16 protein-coding genes and 3 pseudogenes are annotated in these 16,510 nt (G+C 38.5%); 12 read left to right on the forward strand and 7 right to left on the reverse strand.

Features of this window, described 5'->3' with window-relative positions:
* Positions 1–88: 88 nt before the first annotated feature.
* Positions 89–250, forward strand: coding sequence for an SRPBCC domain-containing protein (locus AR335_RS08805; protein WP_234293230.1), 162 nt, complete (start codon positions 89–91; stop codon positions 248–250).
* 938 nt (positions 251–1,188) lie between these two features.
* On the opposite strand, the gene AR335_RS08810 is transcribed toward AR335_RS08805, so the two are convergent.
* The 3 genes from AR335_RS08810 to AR335_RS08820 form a co-directional block, all read right to left on the reverse strand.
* On the reverse strand, positions 1,189–1,923 hold the full coding sequence (locus AR335_RS08810; RefSeq protein WP_062234390.1) for an SDR family oxidoreductase: 735 nt from the start codon (positions 1,921–1,923) through the stop codon (positions 1,189–1,191).
* 145 nt (positions 1,924–2,068) lie between these two features.
* The gene (locus AR335_RS08815; RefSeq protein ID WP_062234393.1) at positions 2,069–3,259 is read right to left on the reverse strand and encodes an MFS transporter; all 1,191 of its coding nucleotides are present in this window, start codon (positions 3,257–3,259) and stop codon (positions 2,069–2,071) included.
* A 23-nt stretch (positions 3,260–3,282) separates the two neighbouring features.
* On the reverse strand, positions 3,283–3,540 hold the full coding sequence (locus AR335_RS08820) for an Atu4866 domain-containing protein (protein ID WP_062234395.1): 258 nt from the start codon (positions 3,538–3,540) through the stop codon (positions 3,283–3,285).
* A gap of 179 nt (positions 3,541–3,719) precedes the next feature.
* On the opposite strand from AR335_RS08820, the gene AR335_RS08825 reads away from it, so the two are divergent.
* From AR335_RS08825 to AR335_RS25460, 6 genes and pseudogenes are all read left to right on the forward strand, one after another.
* Positions 3,720–4,628: an AraC family transcriptional regulator gene (locus tag AR335_RS08825; RefSeq protein ID WP_062236981.1), complete on the forward strand. Its 909-nt coding sequence runs from the start codon at positions 3,720–3,722 to the stop codon at positions 4,626–4,628.
* Positions 4,629–5,218: 590 nt separating this feature from the next.
* Entirely contained in the window at positions 5,219–6,214 is a 996-nt protein-coding gene (locus tag AR335_RS08830) for an aldo/keto reductase (protein WP_062234399.1), read from the forward strand.
* 791 nt (positions 6,215–7,005) lie between these two features.
* Positions 7,006–7,503: a DinB family protein gene (locus AR335_RS08840; RefSeq protein ID WP_062234402.1), complete on the forward strand. Its 498-nt coding sequence runs from the start codon at positions 7,006–7,008 to the stop codon at positions 7,501–7,503.
* A 1,171-nt stretch (positions 7,504–8,674) separates the two neighbouring features.
* Positions 8,675–9,775: a GNAT family N-acetyltransferase gene (locus tag AR335_RS08845; RefSeq protein ID WP_062234404.1), complete on the forward strand. Its 1,101-nt coding sequence runs from the start codon at positions 8,675–8,677 to the stop codon at positions 9,773–9,775.
* A 12-nt stretch (positions 9,776–9,787) separates the two neighbouring features.
* The gene (locus AR335_RS08850) at positions 9,788–10,300 is read left to right on the forward strand and encodes a PIG-L family deacetylase (protein WP_062234407.1); all 513 of its coding nucleotides are present in this window, start codon (positions 9,788–9,790) and stop codon (positions 10,298–10,300) included.
* A gap of 34 nt (positions 10,301–10,334) precedes the next feature.
* Positions 10,335–10,541: pseudogene (locus AR335_RS25460) on the forward strand (DUF5412 family protein); the annotation flags it as partial.
* A 502-nt stretch (positions 10,542–11,043) separates the two neighbouring features.
* On the opposite strand, the gene AR335_RS25365 reads toward AR335_RS25460, so the two are convergent.
* Positions 11,044–11,301, reverse strand: a complete 258-nt coding sequence (locus AR335_RS25365) for a WGxxGxxG family protein (protein WP_156418909.1) — start codon at positions 11,299–11,301, stop codon at positions 11,044–11,046.
* Positions 11,302–11,507: 206 nt separating this feature from the next.
* Here AR335_RS25365 and AR335_RS08860 point away from each other — a divergent pair, with 206 nt between their 5' ends.
* Both AR335_RS08860 and AR335_RS08865 read left to right on the forward strand, forming a co-directional pair.
* On the forward strand, positions 11,508–12,026 hold the full coding sequence (locus AR335_RS08860) for a DUF3231 family protein (RefSeq protein ID WP_053357798.1): 519 nt from the start codon (positions 11,508–11,510) through the stop codon (positions 12,024–12,026).
* Between the two features lie 340 nt (positions 12,027–12,366).
* Positions 12,367–12,645: pseudogene (locus AR335_RS08865) on the forward strand (sigma-70 family RNA polymerase sigma factor); the annotation flags it as partial.
* Between the two features lie 64 nt (positions 12,646–12,709).
* Here AR335_RS08865 and AR335_RS24885 read toward each other — a convergent pair.
* The gene (locus AR335_RS24885) at positions 12,710–13,102 is read right to left on the reverse strand and encodes a hypothetical protein (RefSeq protein WP_156418910.1); all 393 of its coding nucleotides are present in this window, start codon (positions 13,100–13,102) and stop codon (positions 12,710–12,712) included.
* 506 nt (positions 13,103–13,608) lie between these two features.
* Here AR335_RS24885 and AR335_RS25465 point away from each other — a divergent pair.
* The 3 genes from AR335_RS25465 to AR335_RS08885 all read left to right on the forward strand — a co-directional run bounded on the left by AR335_RS25465 (position 13,609) and on the right by AR335_RS08885 (position 15,075).
* Positions 13,609–13,848, forward strand: a complete 240-nt coding sequence (locus AR335_RS25465; RefSeq protein WP_369795828.1) for a DinB family protein — start codon at positions 13,609–13,611, stop codon at positions 13,846–13,848.
* 213 nt (positions 13,849–14,061) lie between these two features.
* Positions 14,062–14,367: a hypothetical protein gene (locus AR335_RS08875; protein WP_062234413.1), complete on the forward strand. Its 306-nt coding sequence runs from the start codon at positions 14,062–14,064 to the stop codon at positions 14,365–14,367.
* Positions 14,368–14,853: 486 nt separating this feature from the next.
* Positions 14,854–15,075: a hypothetical protein gene (locus AR335_RS08885; protein WP_062234420.1), complete on the forward strand. Its 222-nt coding sequence runs from the start codon at positions 14,854–14,856 to the stop codon at positions 15,073–15,075.
* A gap of 49 nt (positions 15,076–15,124) precedes the next feature.
* On the opposite strand, the pseudogene AR335_RS24890 reads toward AR335_RS08885, so the two are convergent.
* Both AR335_RS24890 and AR335_RS08895 read right to left on the reverse strand, forming a co-directional pair.
* Positions 15,125–15,974 (reverse strand): annotated as a pseudogene (locus AR335_RS24890) (IS3 family transposase); the annotation flags it as partial.
* Between the two features lie 74 nt (positions 15,975–16,048).
* The gene (locus AR335_RS08895) at positions 16,049–16,444 is read right to left on the reverse strand and encodes a hypothetical protein (protein WP_062234423.1); all 396 of its coding nucleotides are present in this window, start codon (positions 16,442–16,444) and stop codon (positions 16,049–16,051) included.
* Between the last annotated feature and the right edge of the window lie 66 nt (positions 16,445–16,510).

Below are 16,510 nucleotides of genomic sequence, written 5' to 3' on the forward strand. Positions count from 1 at the left end.
AATGAAATGACCAATGGAATTTATTGTAGATTGTGAAGTATTAGTAGTGGAATCTTATGAGTTATCTTACACATGGGTAGGTGGTCCGATGAACACTATAGTCACATGGAGATTGAAGCAAGAGGATGGAACAACCTACTTACATCTTGAACAAACAGGATTCGAAAGAGAAGATCAAGCGTTCAATGGTGCGAAATATGGTATGGCGAAAATGGGCGAAGAACTTAAAAAAGTGTTAGAGGAAATGTAAGACCAAATGTTTTTTTAGTATTAAGCTAACGTATTGGAAAGGACTGAGCCGTTTGCTTTTTTAGTAAAAATATTGATACAAAACACATTACAAATTCAGATTCAATTTTGATTACAATTTCGATTTTTGCGAATACGGAACCCGTCCTCTTTTGTGGTTCCAGTTTTTCGTAATTTTGTGCCGACTGAGTTTAATAAACTATGGAATTTTTTGAAAAGTTGCATTTTCAAAATGTTGATTTATCAATGTTTTTACATCTATACAAAACATGATAAAAGTGTTAATTTATCAAGTTCGAGATGGAAGGTTCTATCGGATAACGTCTGAAAAAACTTGGTATATAAGGAATATACTAAGGCTTTTTTATGTCTAAATGAACCGTGTGCCTATTTCTTGCCGATTCACATTTTTTATGTGACTTGTTTTATGTACTGGATTATCTCCCAATCTAAAATATTTTACTTTATCTTTTAATAGAATTTTTAAATTTAATGTTACTACCTATTTAAAGTTATCCAATTTTCCTTATTAAAGAATTGGGCCAGATTGTTGAAAAGGAGTTGCCGAATTTACAGAAGGTAAATTAGTTTAAGATTAATAGAGGTGAACCGTATCATAAGTAAATGAGTTTATCTGATAAAATGAGAATAGAGCCTATGCAAAAGGTAATTCACCTTGCATAGGCTTTAATATTATTAGTGTTCAATTTTGGAGTGACTTACTTTTTCATAAAGACAAAAACTTCATTTATTTTTCCATAACCTGAATAGTGGACATTTTGAGTATAGACCTTGATAAAAAACAAATAGAAAGAGCCTGTTTTTCGAAAAAGATTGAAAAAAACAGGCTCTTAATCACATTAATTAATAGAAATGACTTCAATTAAGATTGATAATTTTTGTTATATCTCATTTCCCTTTATACCGTATATTTAAGTTTTAATTAGCTGCAGTTGGTCTTACAATTATCTCGTTTACATCAACGTCTGCAGGTTGCTCAATCGCAAATAAGATTGTGCGAGCAATAGCATCTGGTGAAATAGCAATCTTCCGATACTCTTTCATCACCTGACTTGCTTCGTCATCCGTAATACTATCAGCCAGTTCAGATTCGGTTACCCCCGGTGAAACGATGGTTACGCGGATATCATCGCAAACCTCCATACGAAGCCCTTCAGATATAGCCCGGACTGCAAATTTAGTTGCACAATACACAGCCGCAGTCGGTGAAACGGTGTGTCCCCCAATTGAAGAGATATTAATGAATTGACCAAAACCTTGTTCCTTCATAATTGGAAGCCCTGCTGCAATGCCATGAAGTACGCCGCGAACATTAACGTCGATCATACGATCCCATTCGTCAACCTTCAGAGCTTCAAGTTTTGAGAGGGGCATCACTCCTGCGTTATTCACGATCACATCAACTTTTCCAAATCTGTTTTTCACATAGTTGATGAGTTCTTCCATTTGATCCCTTTTGGTGACATCCAGTAACCTATAATCCGCTAAGCCACCTTCTGAACGAATTGCGGATGTAATAGCCTCTAGTTTTTCCGTGCGTCTTGCTCCTAATACAACATGTGCACCGTTTTGAGCAAGAAGACGTGCAGTAGCTTTACCGATACCGCTGCTTGCCCCCGTAATTACTACAACTTTCCCTGCAATGTTAGACATGTTTTTTCCCCCTTAGATTTTCTCACTTTTTCTCGATTTCTTTACATACTTTAACAACCATTAAGAAACCCGTCCCGTTCAGTTGGCCGAAAGGGGTTGTTACCGGTTTTGGTTGCTTGGCTCAACGAAATTTCAATTTACGAACCTATGAGTTGATAATGGATTGTCCACCTAGCGCTTGGCTGGAAGTAGATCTGTCATATCTACGTGATAAGAACACTGCTCCCACCGCAAAAGCGGTACCCACCGCCGCGACCCAGGTAACAGAAGAGAGTGATATTTGCTCTACGGCAGCACCACCGATTCCAGCTCCAGCTGCCATGGCAAGCTGAATGGTTGAATTATTCAAGCTAAGCATTATGCCTGAAGATTCAGGTGCTAGCCTGATTAAGTGTAATTGCTGCGGAGGACCCGGAGACCATGTTGAGCATGACCATATGACTAACACCGAGATCAAAATCACCGGTGATTGGGCAAAAAGCATGATTAGAAGTAATGCTGCGACATTAAGTGATAATCCTCCGATTAGGGTACGATGAATGCCCCATTTGTCCGTGCCGAAACCTCCAAACTTAGACCCGATCAAGCTTGCGATACCAACCGCAAATAAAGTGATGCTCAAAGTTTTATCACTCATTCCGGTTACTGTAAGAAGGAACGGTGAAATGTAGGAGTAAAAAATGGAGTATCCGACAATCCAGAAGAAAGATACAGATAATCCAATCAACATTTTTGGTTGCTTCAGTAATGCGAGCTGACTCCGCAAGGGTACAGGAGCTTCTGCAGCCATTCGCGGAATTGTTATTGCAATAATGAATAGCGCTAATAGTCCGACTAAACCAATTCCCCCGAAAATTGCCTTCCATTCGTAAGCCGAGGAAATCACTCTCCCAATTGGGACACCAAGAATCAAGGAAGCCGTGAAGCCCATAAGGACGGCCGCAATCGCACTTCCTTCCTTGCCTGGCAGCGCGACCTTGGTCGCTATCGTAAGGGAGGCAACAACCGTGACCCCTGCGCTTATACCCATGAGGATCCGGGAAGCGATAAGAAGTTCATATCCCGTTAACATATAGGCGAGTACATTGCTGATGACAAATAAGGTTAGAGCATAAAGTAACAGTTTCCGTCGTTCCATACGTGCTGTTAAAGCCATAACAATTGGAGTGCCAAAAGCGTAAGAGAGTGAAAAAATAGTAATTAACTGGCCGGCTGTTACCAATGTGACTCCCGTTGATTCCGCAATCTTATCTAGAATGCCGGCGATGATATACTCCGACGTTCCAACTAAAAAACTAAGAACCGCTAATGTGTAGATCTTTAAGGTACTGGACATGTTGTTCATTTCCCCTTGTTTACTTATTTTTCTCGATATAAAATCATCCCTGCGTGGTAGAGAACGCCATTACGAAAATCCCCGTCAGCTGTGAAACCGGTATCGTCTACATAATCGATATGATCCCCATTAATAATATAGCGGCCTTGATAGGCGCTTTTCCGATTGCCACGCGCCTCGTCGTAACGTCCGTTAGGCAGAAGCTCATGTCGGATATATCCGTCACGGGTAACCCACATGCCTACATAAGATGTTTGTTCTTCATTGTTTCTTTTTTCCATTTGTGATTTCTCCTTTTACTGTGGTTTGTGAAGGTTACTTCTCAAACAGTATGGAGGATATTGGGGTAGATACGGTAGCCGATTCGGAGAGAGTTATTGCACAATCGTCCAAAATGTATAAAAATATATGTAAGAGCTATCGGAGCGAAAGAAAGGGAGTGTATGATAATTACATGACAATGAATGAGGAAATCACGAGACAACAGCAGGAATTGGCAAGTCTTATCGATCGCCATACACCTAACTCTGGAAAACATGATACAGCTATTTCTTCTTTAAAATTATTTCGCTATCAAGGAGAGAAGCAACCGATCTATTCGGTCTATGATCCTGCGTTGTGCATTGTCGCACAAGGAGCAAAAATGGTGATGTTAGGACAAGAATGCTATGACTATAATCCAGCGTCCTATTTGGTTGCCTCCGTAAATTTGCCGATTACCGGACAAATCATTCAAGCTTCTCACCAGCATCCTTACTTAAGCCTTCAACTGAATTTTAGTACGGATCAGATCGTAGATATTATCAAAGCGTCTCATTCGGAATGGGGTGATAAGGAAGGCTTGGGGCGAGGCCTGTTGGTGAGCCAAACGAGCCAGTCTCTTCTTGACGCTGTATTGAGATTAGTTCGGCTTCTAGATTCGGATCGACATATTCCTGCTCTTGCTCCTTTGGTCATTCGTGAAATTCTGTACTGGATTTTGCAAGATGAACAGGGAGGGGCTTCGATCCGGCAGTTCGCCGTGGCCGGCAGCCATGCTGAGAGGATTGCAAAAGTGATTAGTTTCATAAACCGCAATTTCGCTAAGCCTTTACGTATGGATGAGTTGGCAAAAGTCGCAAGCATGAGCCCATCTTCATTACACTTTCATTTCAAAGAGGTTACCGCAATGAGCCCCTTGCAATTTCAAAAGCAATTAAGATTGCAGGAAGCTCGCCGCCTATTGCTTTTAGATATACCTGAAGCGGCGAATGCCGGATTCCAAGTGGGTTATGAAAGTCCTTCCCAGTTCAGCCGTGAATACGCTCGAATGTTTGGTCTGCCTCCATTAAGCGATATCAAGCAACTTCGTGAGTCTTTAGCTGAGTAGTATAGCCGAGTCCGGAAAAGGGACACAACCCGGTCTTTAAAAATCAAAATAAATTAAAAAATAACAGGGGGTGAACTACTGCTACATCTAATTTTTTTAAGTATCTACAGATAGCATTCCAGACATGTGGATTTAACCTACAGGGGTTCTAACATTGGTCGCCATGAAATTTTATACGTAATCTTTATAATTCTTAACTTTTTGCTACCTTTAAAGCGTTACGGTGAACCGTATCACAAGTTAAATATAGTAATCAAATTATGCAATACTTTGATCTTCAACAATCGGGCGCTTTCCTGTAACAAGGAACAGCGCTTTTTTAATTTTAGGGCCAGAATGATGAGGAAAACTTTCGAAAACAATAGGTCTCAGATTGTGAAGGTTTGCTTAAACCGGCGTATGCAGGTTAGCTAACAATTAGTATCATAAAATAAAGGAATTTGGATTTTAGTAAAGAAAGAATAAATTTAGAAAAATGCAAGGGTGGAATAGGGCTTCGGAACGAAACTGGTTACAGATTGGTTCACTTGGTATACGATAGGGGAAATTCGCATATATTTTTGATTCACGATGATAGGGGGAATATACCAATGAAAAAGCGAGCAATTGGTTATAACGGTCCACTGGTTTCAGAGATTGGTCTCGGTTGTATGGGGATGTCATGGCTATATGGTAATGCTGACCGAAGGGAAAGCATTGCAACAATTCACGCGGCATTTGAGGAAGGCATTACACTCTTTGATACAGGTGATTTCTATGGCGATGGACACAATGAATTACTTCTACGTGAAGCCTTTCAAGGAATTCAACGAGAAAGAGCGTTCATTTCAGTAAAATTCGATGGTAAGCTACACTCACAAGGCAAGAGCCATCGGGAGGGTGAAAACCATCCTCACACAATAAAGAATTTCCTTGAGGATACCCTAATGCGCCTAGGTGTTGAATACATTGATCTTTATCAACCAGGGACAGCCTGCCTCGATCCAAACGTACCAATTGAAGAAACGGTTGGTGCAATTGCAGATATGGTAAAGGAGGGATATGTGCGTTGCATTGGTCTTTCAGAAGTAGGAGTGGAAACAATTCGCCGCGCACACGCTGTACATCCAATTAGTTGGCTACAAATGGAATACTCACTATTTAATCGGAGTGTTGAATCAAATATTTTGCCGACACTAAGGGAATTAGGTATTTCTCTTTCGGCTTATGGTGTTCTCTCAAGAGGTTTGTTGAGCGGTACATGGTCAAAAGACCGGATGTTAGATTTGGATGATAAACGCAGAAATGGTCCTCGGTTTGCCAACGAAAATATTGAAAAGAATTTAGCCCTTGTAGAAGCATTGCGTGAAATTGCTGAAGAAAAGCAGGTAACCGTTGCGCAGCTTGCTATCGCATGGGTTCTATCTCGTGGTGAAGATGTTATCCCATTGGTTGGGGCAAGAAAGCAATCACAACTACAGGATTCACTGGGTGCAGTTAACCTGAACTTAAGTTCAAACGATCTTTTACGAATTGAAGAAGCAGTACCTCCAGAGCTTGTCGCCGGCGAATACTTCCCTGTACCACGGCAAAAATGGTTCTTTTAACAAATTATTATTGATATAAAGGTTGCTAAATTAAAGAATGAGCTTCTGGTTGAACTGATTTCGTTAGTAAAATAACTTAGAAGCCATTTTTGCAGAACTTCTAAATTATCAATCTTCCACAATCGGGCGTTTATCTTTAATTAGGTAAGCGCCTTTTTTCATGTGCCACATCGACTCCACTTCCAGGCTAGACTAAAAAAGATTACTTGGTTCATAAACTGGGAGAGTGAAGCAAATGTTATTATCGAAAGCTTGGGAGAAATACCAGCTTGATAAAAAAATTGATGGATATCTTCAACATCAATGAGAAACAAGGACTACACCTCATTTTTGAATGTACATTGAAGAATAACTCAATACCACGATTACCACAATTTCCAGATCCCCATCAATCTGGGGTGAAATGGATCCCTCTAGAAGAACTAGACTCGATTTTACTGATACCCAATATTAATCAGCAAATTAAGAACTATATTAAAAACAAAAGGAATATCGAATTAATCGAGGATTATAGGCTGGACAGACTCCGTTTAGAGCGAAGTAATTCGTAAGACAATGAGTTGAAGAGATAAATCGATCTACTGATAAGATAGCCATCAAACAGGAAAATGAACAGAGGAATTAAATAAAGAAAAAGCTTCAAGAAGTAAAGGATGCTTGAAAAGTGAATAGCAAAATCTCCTTCGCTTAATATGCCTTTGAGAGAAGCGGATGGTTACTGACCATGATACAATGAAATTGAAAGGCTTGTTTGAAAAATGAAGGATTTACTAATTTAAGGAGGAAATGGAATGTTTACATCAGTAAATGATTTCTTAAACGAATGGAAACAAGAAGCAGCTGTTACCCAGAAAGTGCTGGATGTGCTGACGGATGAATCGTTGAATCAGGAGGTTTCTCGAGGATTATACAGCATTGGAAGCCTGGCTTGGCACATTACTGGAGCAGCTTACTACTTTCCTTCACAGGTTGGATTAATATTTGAGATTCCTGATCTTCAAAAAGAGACACCCAAATCAGCTGCAGAAATCAGTGAGACATACAAAACAGTAAGTGAGCGGTTAACACAAGAGTTTTCTGAACAGGTTTCAGATGAAAAAATGAACGAAATGGTGAATTTATTTGGAATGGACATGCCTGTTCAGGCTGTTTTCCGTCTGCTCATTCAGCATCAGGCTCATCATCGCGGACAATTGACTGTCTTAATGAGACAAGCTGACTTGAAAGTTCCTGGCGTATATGGCCCTAGCAAAGAAGAATGGGAAGCAATGAATGCTCAAAAGTGCTGATATTGTTATGATGCAAAAAAGCCGGCACCTGCCGGTTTTTTTGTACGATCAGAATTTACTTCATTTCTTAACTCAGTTGGGGCACAGAATCTAGCTCCAGATACCATTGGTTCGGAGACTACAGGCAAATCTGTTCAGAAGGTTAAAGAACAACCTTTAAGCAGGGAGCGGTACTTGTCGCGGATTCGCTCAGCTCTCTTAAGATGGACAGAACCATCAAATTAACAGGGCTATCCAGTTTATCTATTCCTGGTCGTTTAAAGGGTCGGGTTGTTTATTGGAATACTGAACATTTTTTAAAACCTATAAACACTTCACACTTTTAGAAAACTCTGTGGTAAATATAGTGGAAAAGAACTATAATTATATACTTGAATAGTTAGTCATTTAATATATGGATGCGTTAATTCTCTTTGGATTGTATTGCTAAGTAAATTTGGGATATTAGATTTACTCGCGTGCCGATTGAGTTTGAAAAACCTGTAAACGTTCTGAAAATGAAAAATGATCCACTTTGGAGAATCTCGCAGCCTTTACTGAATGAGCAAATATGATGATGTCATGAACAAAGAGCAAACATATACGTGGACTGGGGGAACTCCACAGACGCTGGCGACTGACCAAAGTTAATTGGTTCGCCACCTTGACTGGTTTAACCATGAACGCAGTTTAACTAAAGATCTTCATGAAACGGGCGCTTACCTGAAATAAGGATTAGCGCTTATTTTCATTTTAGGGCCAGATTGTTGAATAGGTTTTTACAAGAATAGCAAAATATCCTTCGATTAAGAGCAAAATCGATCAACTGATAAGATATTTAAAAAACCAGTGTCGGTAACGGACACTGGTTTTATCTTGGTATGATCCAAAGCCTATCGATGCCCGCATAATGCAAAAGAGATGATCTAGGACTCTTGTACGTTTACTACAATTTCCGTATACTGTGTCTCCTACATAAGCAGACACCAGGACCCTTTTGAGGGTAGAGATATCGCAATCGCAGTAGGAAGATGTGCGTTTGCCCCATTAATAGGAGGACCCAGTCTTTCTATACTCCATACACATTTGCGGAGGGATTTCCTCCTTTTTCTGTTCTGTCATCAATAGAATGTTGTCTTCCGGTGTGTTTTCGTTTTTGCAATTTGGGAATAAATCAGTAAGGAGGGTGAGTATGACTGTAGAATTCCGTAGTATAAAAAACAAATGTGAACTAGAAGATGTATTTGTCCTGTTGGAAAAGGTATTCAATAAAGATAGAGCTTTTTTTGAAGAACGAATTAAGAGTAATCCTGCTTACCACCTGAAGACAACATGGGTTGCCATAGTTAATGGAAAGATTAGTTCGGTACTTCAAGTTTTTCCTTTTTGTATCAATGTTCCTCCTCTTACAATTAATGTAGCTGGTATTGGGAATGTTGCTACTATGCCGGCTAACCGTGGACAGAAATTAGGCCACCGCTTATTGGATAAAGCCCTCTCTTGGATGGAAGAGGAGGCGTTTGATTTATCGCTTTTATATACCGGTATTCCATCCTTTTATGAAAAAGCGGGCTGGCACTCAATCCCTGAAAATTATCACTACCTTTATGATAAATGTGAAGAGCAGACTCTTGAAGATGGAATGAAAATTACACCCGTACAGCATAGTGATTTGCCAGAAATAATGGAAATCTATCAAAACTATTCCCAGCGGCTAAACGGGCCGATGGTACGGACAAAGGAATATTGGACCCAGCAGCTAAACAGTATGAAAGAACATGATCATTTTTTAGTAGCGAAACACCACAACCAAGTGACAGGGTATATCCGTTTTCAAAAAGCAGATGCGACTATTGATATTATTGAATTATGTCATCAGAGCTGCTCCAATACCGTGTTTCGCTTGTACCAGGCCGCACTTTCACAGGAAGAAAATAAAGTGATTTTATTTCTCCCTCCGCATCATGAATTGTTTACTCATCTTAGCCATCAAACGTTATACCCTTTTGAAAATCATGAATCCATGTGGAAAATTATATCCAAATCTTCATTCACCAACCAAGTAAACGACCTAATTAAGAAGGATAACGGATTAGAATATATTAAAACAAAAGATCATTATATAGATGGTTTTTATAAGAATGAAGTATGGACCAGATTGTCACATTCGGACTTTTTAACGTTTTTTTTACAGGGAAAAGACACAAAAGAAATGACGACAAAAGACAAATCGATATTAAGAGACACCTTTATACATCGTCCTTATATTTTTTGGAGAAGCGATCACTTTTAAGTGGAGGTAATTATGGCGGAAATTAATAAATTAATGGTTGTAGCCCACCCAGATGATGAAATTATTTTTGGCGGGGATGAATTGATACAGGAAAAAGGTTGGAAAGTGATTTGTATCTCAGAAGGAAATAATGATACTCGTTCACAAGAATTTAAAGCAGCTATGAAAAAGGTAGAAGCCGAATATGAAATCTGGAGTTTTAAGGATGCATGGACAGAACACGTTAACCGGCCGAAATTAGAACAGGAGTTACAACGGATAATCCACGAGCGCCCCTATCGCAAAATTGTTACGCACAATTTACAAGGTGAATACGGCCACCCTGAACATAAAGCTCTTTCTGAAATTATGAACTCTATAGTAAAAGAAAACTTATTTATGTTTGATTTATCGCTAGAAGAAGTATTACAAGTGGATATATTAAAGCAAAAACTTGAAATACTTGAAGTGTATGAGAGTCAAAAACATGCTGTAGAACAACTCCTTCCTTATGTAATTAAAGCCAGGTCTATTCAGGTAAAATAACTTTATTAATGAAGAATAGCAAAATACAAAAAAGGTCATTTATTTTAATTATCCAGAAGATAAAAACAACATAAAATGGCTTTCGAAAAATATTGTAAAAATTAGCGGTGAAAAATTAAACCTTAAATACGATATCTATAATTACAAAAGAGATGTGATTATTTCAAAGGATTCTGACCGTAATGAGGTCATTTACCTTCTACATTATCCTTTCGTATTAGCAAAAGTGTACACCGAATAGTTTTCATTATTCGGTGTTTTTTGTTGTTATTTTAACTGTGATTCCAGCTGTGAAAGAGGATTAAAAAGCTATGGAGTAATAAAGCAATATATGAATAAACAGGATGGAGATACGAAGAACAGCTTAACACAAAAAAATCAGCAATTCTACGTTACAACTGTTCAGTACACGGAGTAACTTTCTGTTTGGACGCTTCTTGAACAAGAATTGGACCAACTTACTCAATTGGAATTGGGGAAATTTCTTATGACAGACAGTAAACAACCTAAGATGGACTATATTAAGGGGGAGATTAATTTAGGGGAAAATACTTAATAAGGAAAATAATAAAGAGAGAATGATTTTCAGGTATATTAGCTATTTGTTTCTTGATAAAATTAATTGTTAATACTTACCGATTCCCTAAGGAACTTGAAAAACACCTTACTTAATATGATGGGAAGAGAATCTCCGACGTTTTTCAATAAAAAAGCTACAAGAAAAATCTTGTAGCAGTCTTTACTTATTTGTGTGCTTCTTCTCGATCTCGGCGTCTTAGTCCTAAAAGTCCAACTAATCCAAGTAGCCCAATCCATTCCCAGTTTGAATCATTATCGTTGTTATCGTTAACTGTTGAGACATTTCTAGTAGCTGGAGTGCGATTATAATTATCGTCACTGCGGTCCATCATGTCCGTTCCACGTTCTGCGTAAGCTGGCATAGAAAATGTAACAATGGAAATAGCAATGGCACATATTAAAGTAGTTATTTTATTCATCAGTTATCCCTCCTTTCCAAACATCTATAATGTTTCCTAAAAGTAAAGCTTTATTCCTTAAAGCAAGGACAAATTTTTACCTTTTGCAGTAAAATATTTCACGGATATCTTTTAGTCGTCTAGACAATTCTATACATTGTGGCCTGATATCAAGAGAGAGGTGGTCCACATTGAATAAATCGAATTTACTGCAAATAGGGAGGACGATTATGGGAATCTTAAGCGGAAATCCGCAAAATGAACCAATGCATTATGGGGAAGTTTTTAGTATGTGGACTTATCTTGCTGGAAATAAGGGATATGTCGCAGGCTATGAAACGCTAATAAATCATACTGGAGACGGGGACTTGAAAAAATTCCTGGAAGACTCTGTTCAAGCAATGAAACAAGAAATTGAACAGGTCGAAAAGGTCTTGAAGGCCAATGGAATTGGTATACCGCCAGCACCTCCTGAACGTCCAGCTGCGTCTTTAGAAAGCATTCCTGCAGGAGCTCGCTTTAGCGATCCTGAAATTGCTGCGTCCGTTGCAAAAGATGGAGCAGCAGGATTAGTCGCTTGCAGCCAGATTATGGGCCAATCCATCAGGGAAGATATCGGAGCTATGTTTGGACAGTTCCACATGAATAAAGCACAGTTTGGCGTACGGCTCTTGAGGATGATGAAAGAAAAAGGATGGTTGGTTCCTCCTCCCCTTCACATGGAAATTCCTGAGGCTATTCACGCATAACCATCAAAAGAGAGATGCCAGTCCGATTTTATAATCGACACTGGCTTCTTTTTTTTAATATTATTTTTAAGCAGGGGTATCATTAGGTATCCATCGTTTCTTCAGAACATACTTAGAGGGAAACAAGGAAATTGGTGTAAAAATAATACAGGCAGAGATTAGCGATCATTTTATCTCGTGGATTTTTCTATTTGTTTAAGCTTGGACGGGCAGTTTGGTGAAATTAAATAATGATGCAGTAGCTCTCAGTAAGCTATACTGTAGAGGATTCCTTAATAAACAAACGCTCAAAATTGTTTAAAAATAGTTAAAAAGAAAACAGATAGAGAGCGTTTGTATGCAACCCCTCTCCGAAAATGAGGAGAAAGAATACTTAAAGCTGATGGCCGAGGGAGATCAGGAGGCCAGAAGCAAACTGATCGAACACAACTTGCGTTTGGTTGCACATATTGTAAAGAAATTTGAAAATACAGGTGAAGATACCGAAGATCTGATTTCAATCGGAACCATTGGGCTGATCAAGGCAATAGAAAGCTATTCGAGAGGGAAGGGAACGAAGCTTGCGACGTACGCTGCGCGATGTATCGAAAATGAGATTCTAATGTCATTACCATTGCTGTGAATGATCGCCTTTAGAGGCGGTTTCTTTTAAATTTGACTGAGGTCATAGCAACGGAAAAAGGTTACATGTGGTGGGTGTCTATCTGCATATCAAACGTGATGATCAGCTCCCTATACATAAAAGAACGCCTAAAGGCGTTCTCTAGAAATATTAAATTACCAGCGATTTTTCTTCTTTTTCTTTTTGCAAATTTTGCAATTACATTTTGGAAAGCCAGGGTCTTTGATGTCATCTTGAAATTTCTTCTTTTTCTTTTTCTTTTTGCTGGAGCTGGAGCTGGAGCTGGAGCTCGATTCAACGTGTTTTTTGATGGGGCTGGAGCTGGAGCTCGACTCAACGTGTTTTTTGATGGGGCTGGAGCTGGAGCTCGACTCAACGTGTTTTTTGATGGGGCTGGAGCTGGAGCTCGACTCAACGTGCTTTTTGCTGGAGCTGGAACTGGAACTAGACTCATCAAATTCTTTCTTCTTTTTCTTCTTGCAATCACATTTTGGAAAGCCAGGGTCTATGATCTCATGTATTGATTCTTCTTTATAGACATGGCGAGGGACATATTTGATATGCTCTTTTTTAATACGGATGATAGGGTGAACGAATATTACTTCTTTTTCGGTATATACGTCTTTAACAATATATTCCGGTTCACAATAAATCTTTTTTCGAGATTTCTTTTTTTCTCCCATTTAAATGCACCTCCTACTCTATTAAATGCATATAGAGAGACGTTGGTATGGACAAACTACTAATTACTAAAAAATTGTGCTCCAGATGTTTCATCAGGAAGTAAACCTGAAAGAGGGCGTATAATAATGTAAGCAACCTGTCTAATAAAGCAGGAAACTATAAATCTAAACAGGGCTGCATGGCAGCTTTTTTTTATTGAACTAACTGGCGTTTAGTTGAAGAAGGTTTTCTGGAATTATTACAGAAGAAGTTAATAAAGTAATTATTATTGGATGCATTAAATTTAAAAGATTAAAAGAGCTTTCTGATGATGTTTACCATCAAGAAATTCAGAGCGTTTTCCCCTCTATATTGAAAGTGGTTTCTCACATGTACATCGTCGATCAACTTTGGTTTCATATTATTTCTGGTAAAGATATGCCCATTGGAAGCAGAAAGAAACAGGGGAAGGGAAAGCTATTGAAGAAATGGATAGGTTGTTTTACATTTTATCTCAGAGGTATCAAGAATTTTTAAACCAGCCAGAGGATTTTGAAAAGTTGAGGGTTCTTAATATTCCATGGGAAGAGAAACGCAAAACGAGTTTGTCTGAAATGGTAATGGACGTTGTCACGACTGATTATTCGCGTTATTGGTATTCTGATAAAAATAATTGATTTGTACTGAAACTCTTAAATACAGAAAATTGTGCAAATAATAAGTTTTATATGAAAGGAAGGAAGAAATGTTATGAATCCTAATTCCATCGTATTAGAAGTATATACTAGTAATCGGAGACTGCACCAAATAACACTGCCAGTAGAAAAGTGGAAAGAGTACAAAGAAAATGAACTGGATATAGAACATGAAGAATTTAGAAAAGAGCAAAAAATCGTGTCAATTACTAAATATCTTTATAATGTAAACGGAAATATAGTCGGATCCCGCCATTCTTTTTATAACGAGGAAGGCCGCCTAGTTCATTTTCAATTGTATGATAACAATTGGGAACCACTTGAATCAGTTTCTCTTTATATTCCCGCACAGAAAAGTTAAAGAGGTTAGGAAGCGGGAGAACTTGAGACGGGATATGAAAATGTACATAAAAACAAAGAAGAGAATAATTTTAGAGAGGAGATTTGATTGAATACAGGAGACATAATAGTTCAATTGATGTTCGTCGTATTCTTTGCATTTCTTATTACTATGGTTGTATTGTTATTTAGAAGTCAAAGCAATCGAAACAAACAACAGAATAATATAGAAAGTAAGATTGACGAAGTTAGTTCTAAAATGAATAACGGCAATAACCTAACCTTAACAAACAGAGGTTGTAAACGAAATTAAGAAATCCATCCGAGAATATGAAACGAAGTATGACCAATGTAAGTTTGATGGTAAAATGGATATCTATGAGCTTGACGAGCCGGACTACAAAGATTGGAAGCATTCAATAAAGGAACCACAAGAACCGGAGTCTTCCCAAGACTAATGCTGTTCGATGGTTTAAGGCTAGTAGATACATAAAGGGGAAATCAACATATGAAATCAATCAAGATCAACATGTTCTTCAGTGTAGGGGAGGGCTATTTAAGAAGGGCCATTGAAGCAATGAAGCGGTCGTCCGATCTCGATGAAAAAACGTTTAAAGAGTATGATGAGGCTTGTTTTGTAGCGGGTTATCTAGCAGGAGATGGAAATAAGGTCACCGTAGAAAAAAATAGAGACGATTGGACAGTGAAAATTCTTGAACGGAGAACTTAAAGAATCTAAAAAAACTTTGTTCGAAATGAGTTCTAAATAGCGCAATCTTTAAAAGATTGGGTGCGATCCTGCTAACTTCTCCTTTGTACGAACGATATTTTTTCACGCGTACGAGGCACTTTAAGCCCAATTCCTCCATGAGACGCACACCTTTTTATGATTCACTGGGTCTCCTTGATGTCTAAGTTCATCGCGAATCCGGCGATAGCCAAACCGGCCTTCATGTTCATCATAAATCGCCTATATCCGTTTCTTTAACTCCGCATCCGGATCGGGACGATCTTTATGTTTCAACCAATAATAATAGGAACTGCGTGGGATTTCTGCGAGCTGGATAAGAGCTTTCACCGGAAATTCATGCCTTAACTCATAGACTACTTGCGCTTTGTCTTGTTTGGTGATTTTTCTTTGTTTTGAACTAAGGAATTCAACTTTTTTAAATACGCATTTTCCATACGTAACGCTTCTAGCTCCTGTTGGAGGGCTTCTACAGATCCTTCAGCCGGTGTTGATTTCTCGGAGGATTTTTGGTTTTATTTCTTCATTTCAGGACGCCCCTTTTTTTAAAAAAATTGTAGGGCAGCCCATCCCAGCGTCTTTACTCTGTTTTGCCAGTCCAAAAGAGGAGTATGAGAAGACAGATTAAAGAACGCAGCTGTTTCAAAGAAAGACGTCCCATGTTCGTTCATATAGGTAAGTACGTCTAGTTTAAAGTCTACGGAATAATTTGGATAGCTTTTGATAAAAGCACGTTCTCCATGGTATTCGTATCTTTTCACCCAGTATTGGAGGCTCCTTTTATTCGCGCCTATCTCTTTGGAAATAGACCCAAGCCCCTCACTTCCTTCTAAATACTGTTTTACAGCTTCCAATTTTTCTTCCTTCGAAAATTTAGCCATAAGAAAAGCACCTCCAAATTTTAGAATGTGTCTAAAATTTGGGGTGCAGTTCAAGGAGGCAGAGGTCACTATTGTTAAAATTCATATTCTTCTTTATTTTCCTTTGAAGCGAATACCGCTGAGCTACCTTTTACGACTCTATCGTAACTTGTCATAAATTTAGCTGTCGGTAATTGTGAACCTTGTTGGAAGTAACCATGACCTTCTTCGAAATCATCGTATTCTTCTCCGTTCTTTTCTGCGATCTTCTTGAATAATTCCTCTTTTAGGCCAACTTCTTCATAAGCAGTTATTATTTCCTGCAATTGTTTAACGTAAGTTTTGTACGGCAATCCAACATGATACCAAATTTGTTCATCGATCCCATCAACTCTAACTTTCGCGGTATCAAAAACTTCCCATCCTTGTTGCTGAAGTTTATGAAGTGCGCTCTGATCCCTGACTTGATCAAACCTTACGTATTCTCTCATCAATAATCAGCCTCCTTTGAGTCTAATTATATGGCACAAGATTCCGAATTGTCTATTTAATATGTA

Origin of the sequence: Fictibacillus sp. FJAT-27399 (genome assembly GCF_001510655.1) — a bacterium.
GTDB lineage: Bacteria > Bacillota > Bacilli > Bacillales > Fictibacillaceae > Fictibacillus_C > Fictibacillus_C marinisediminis.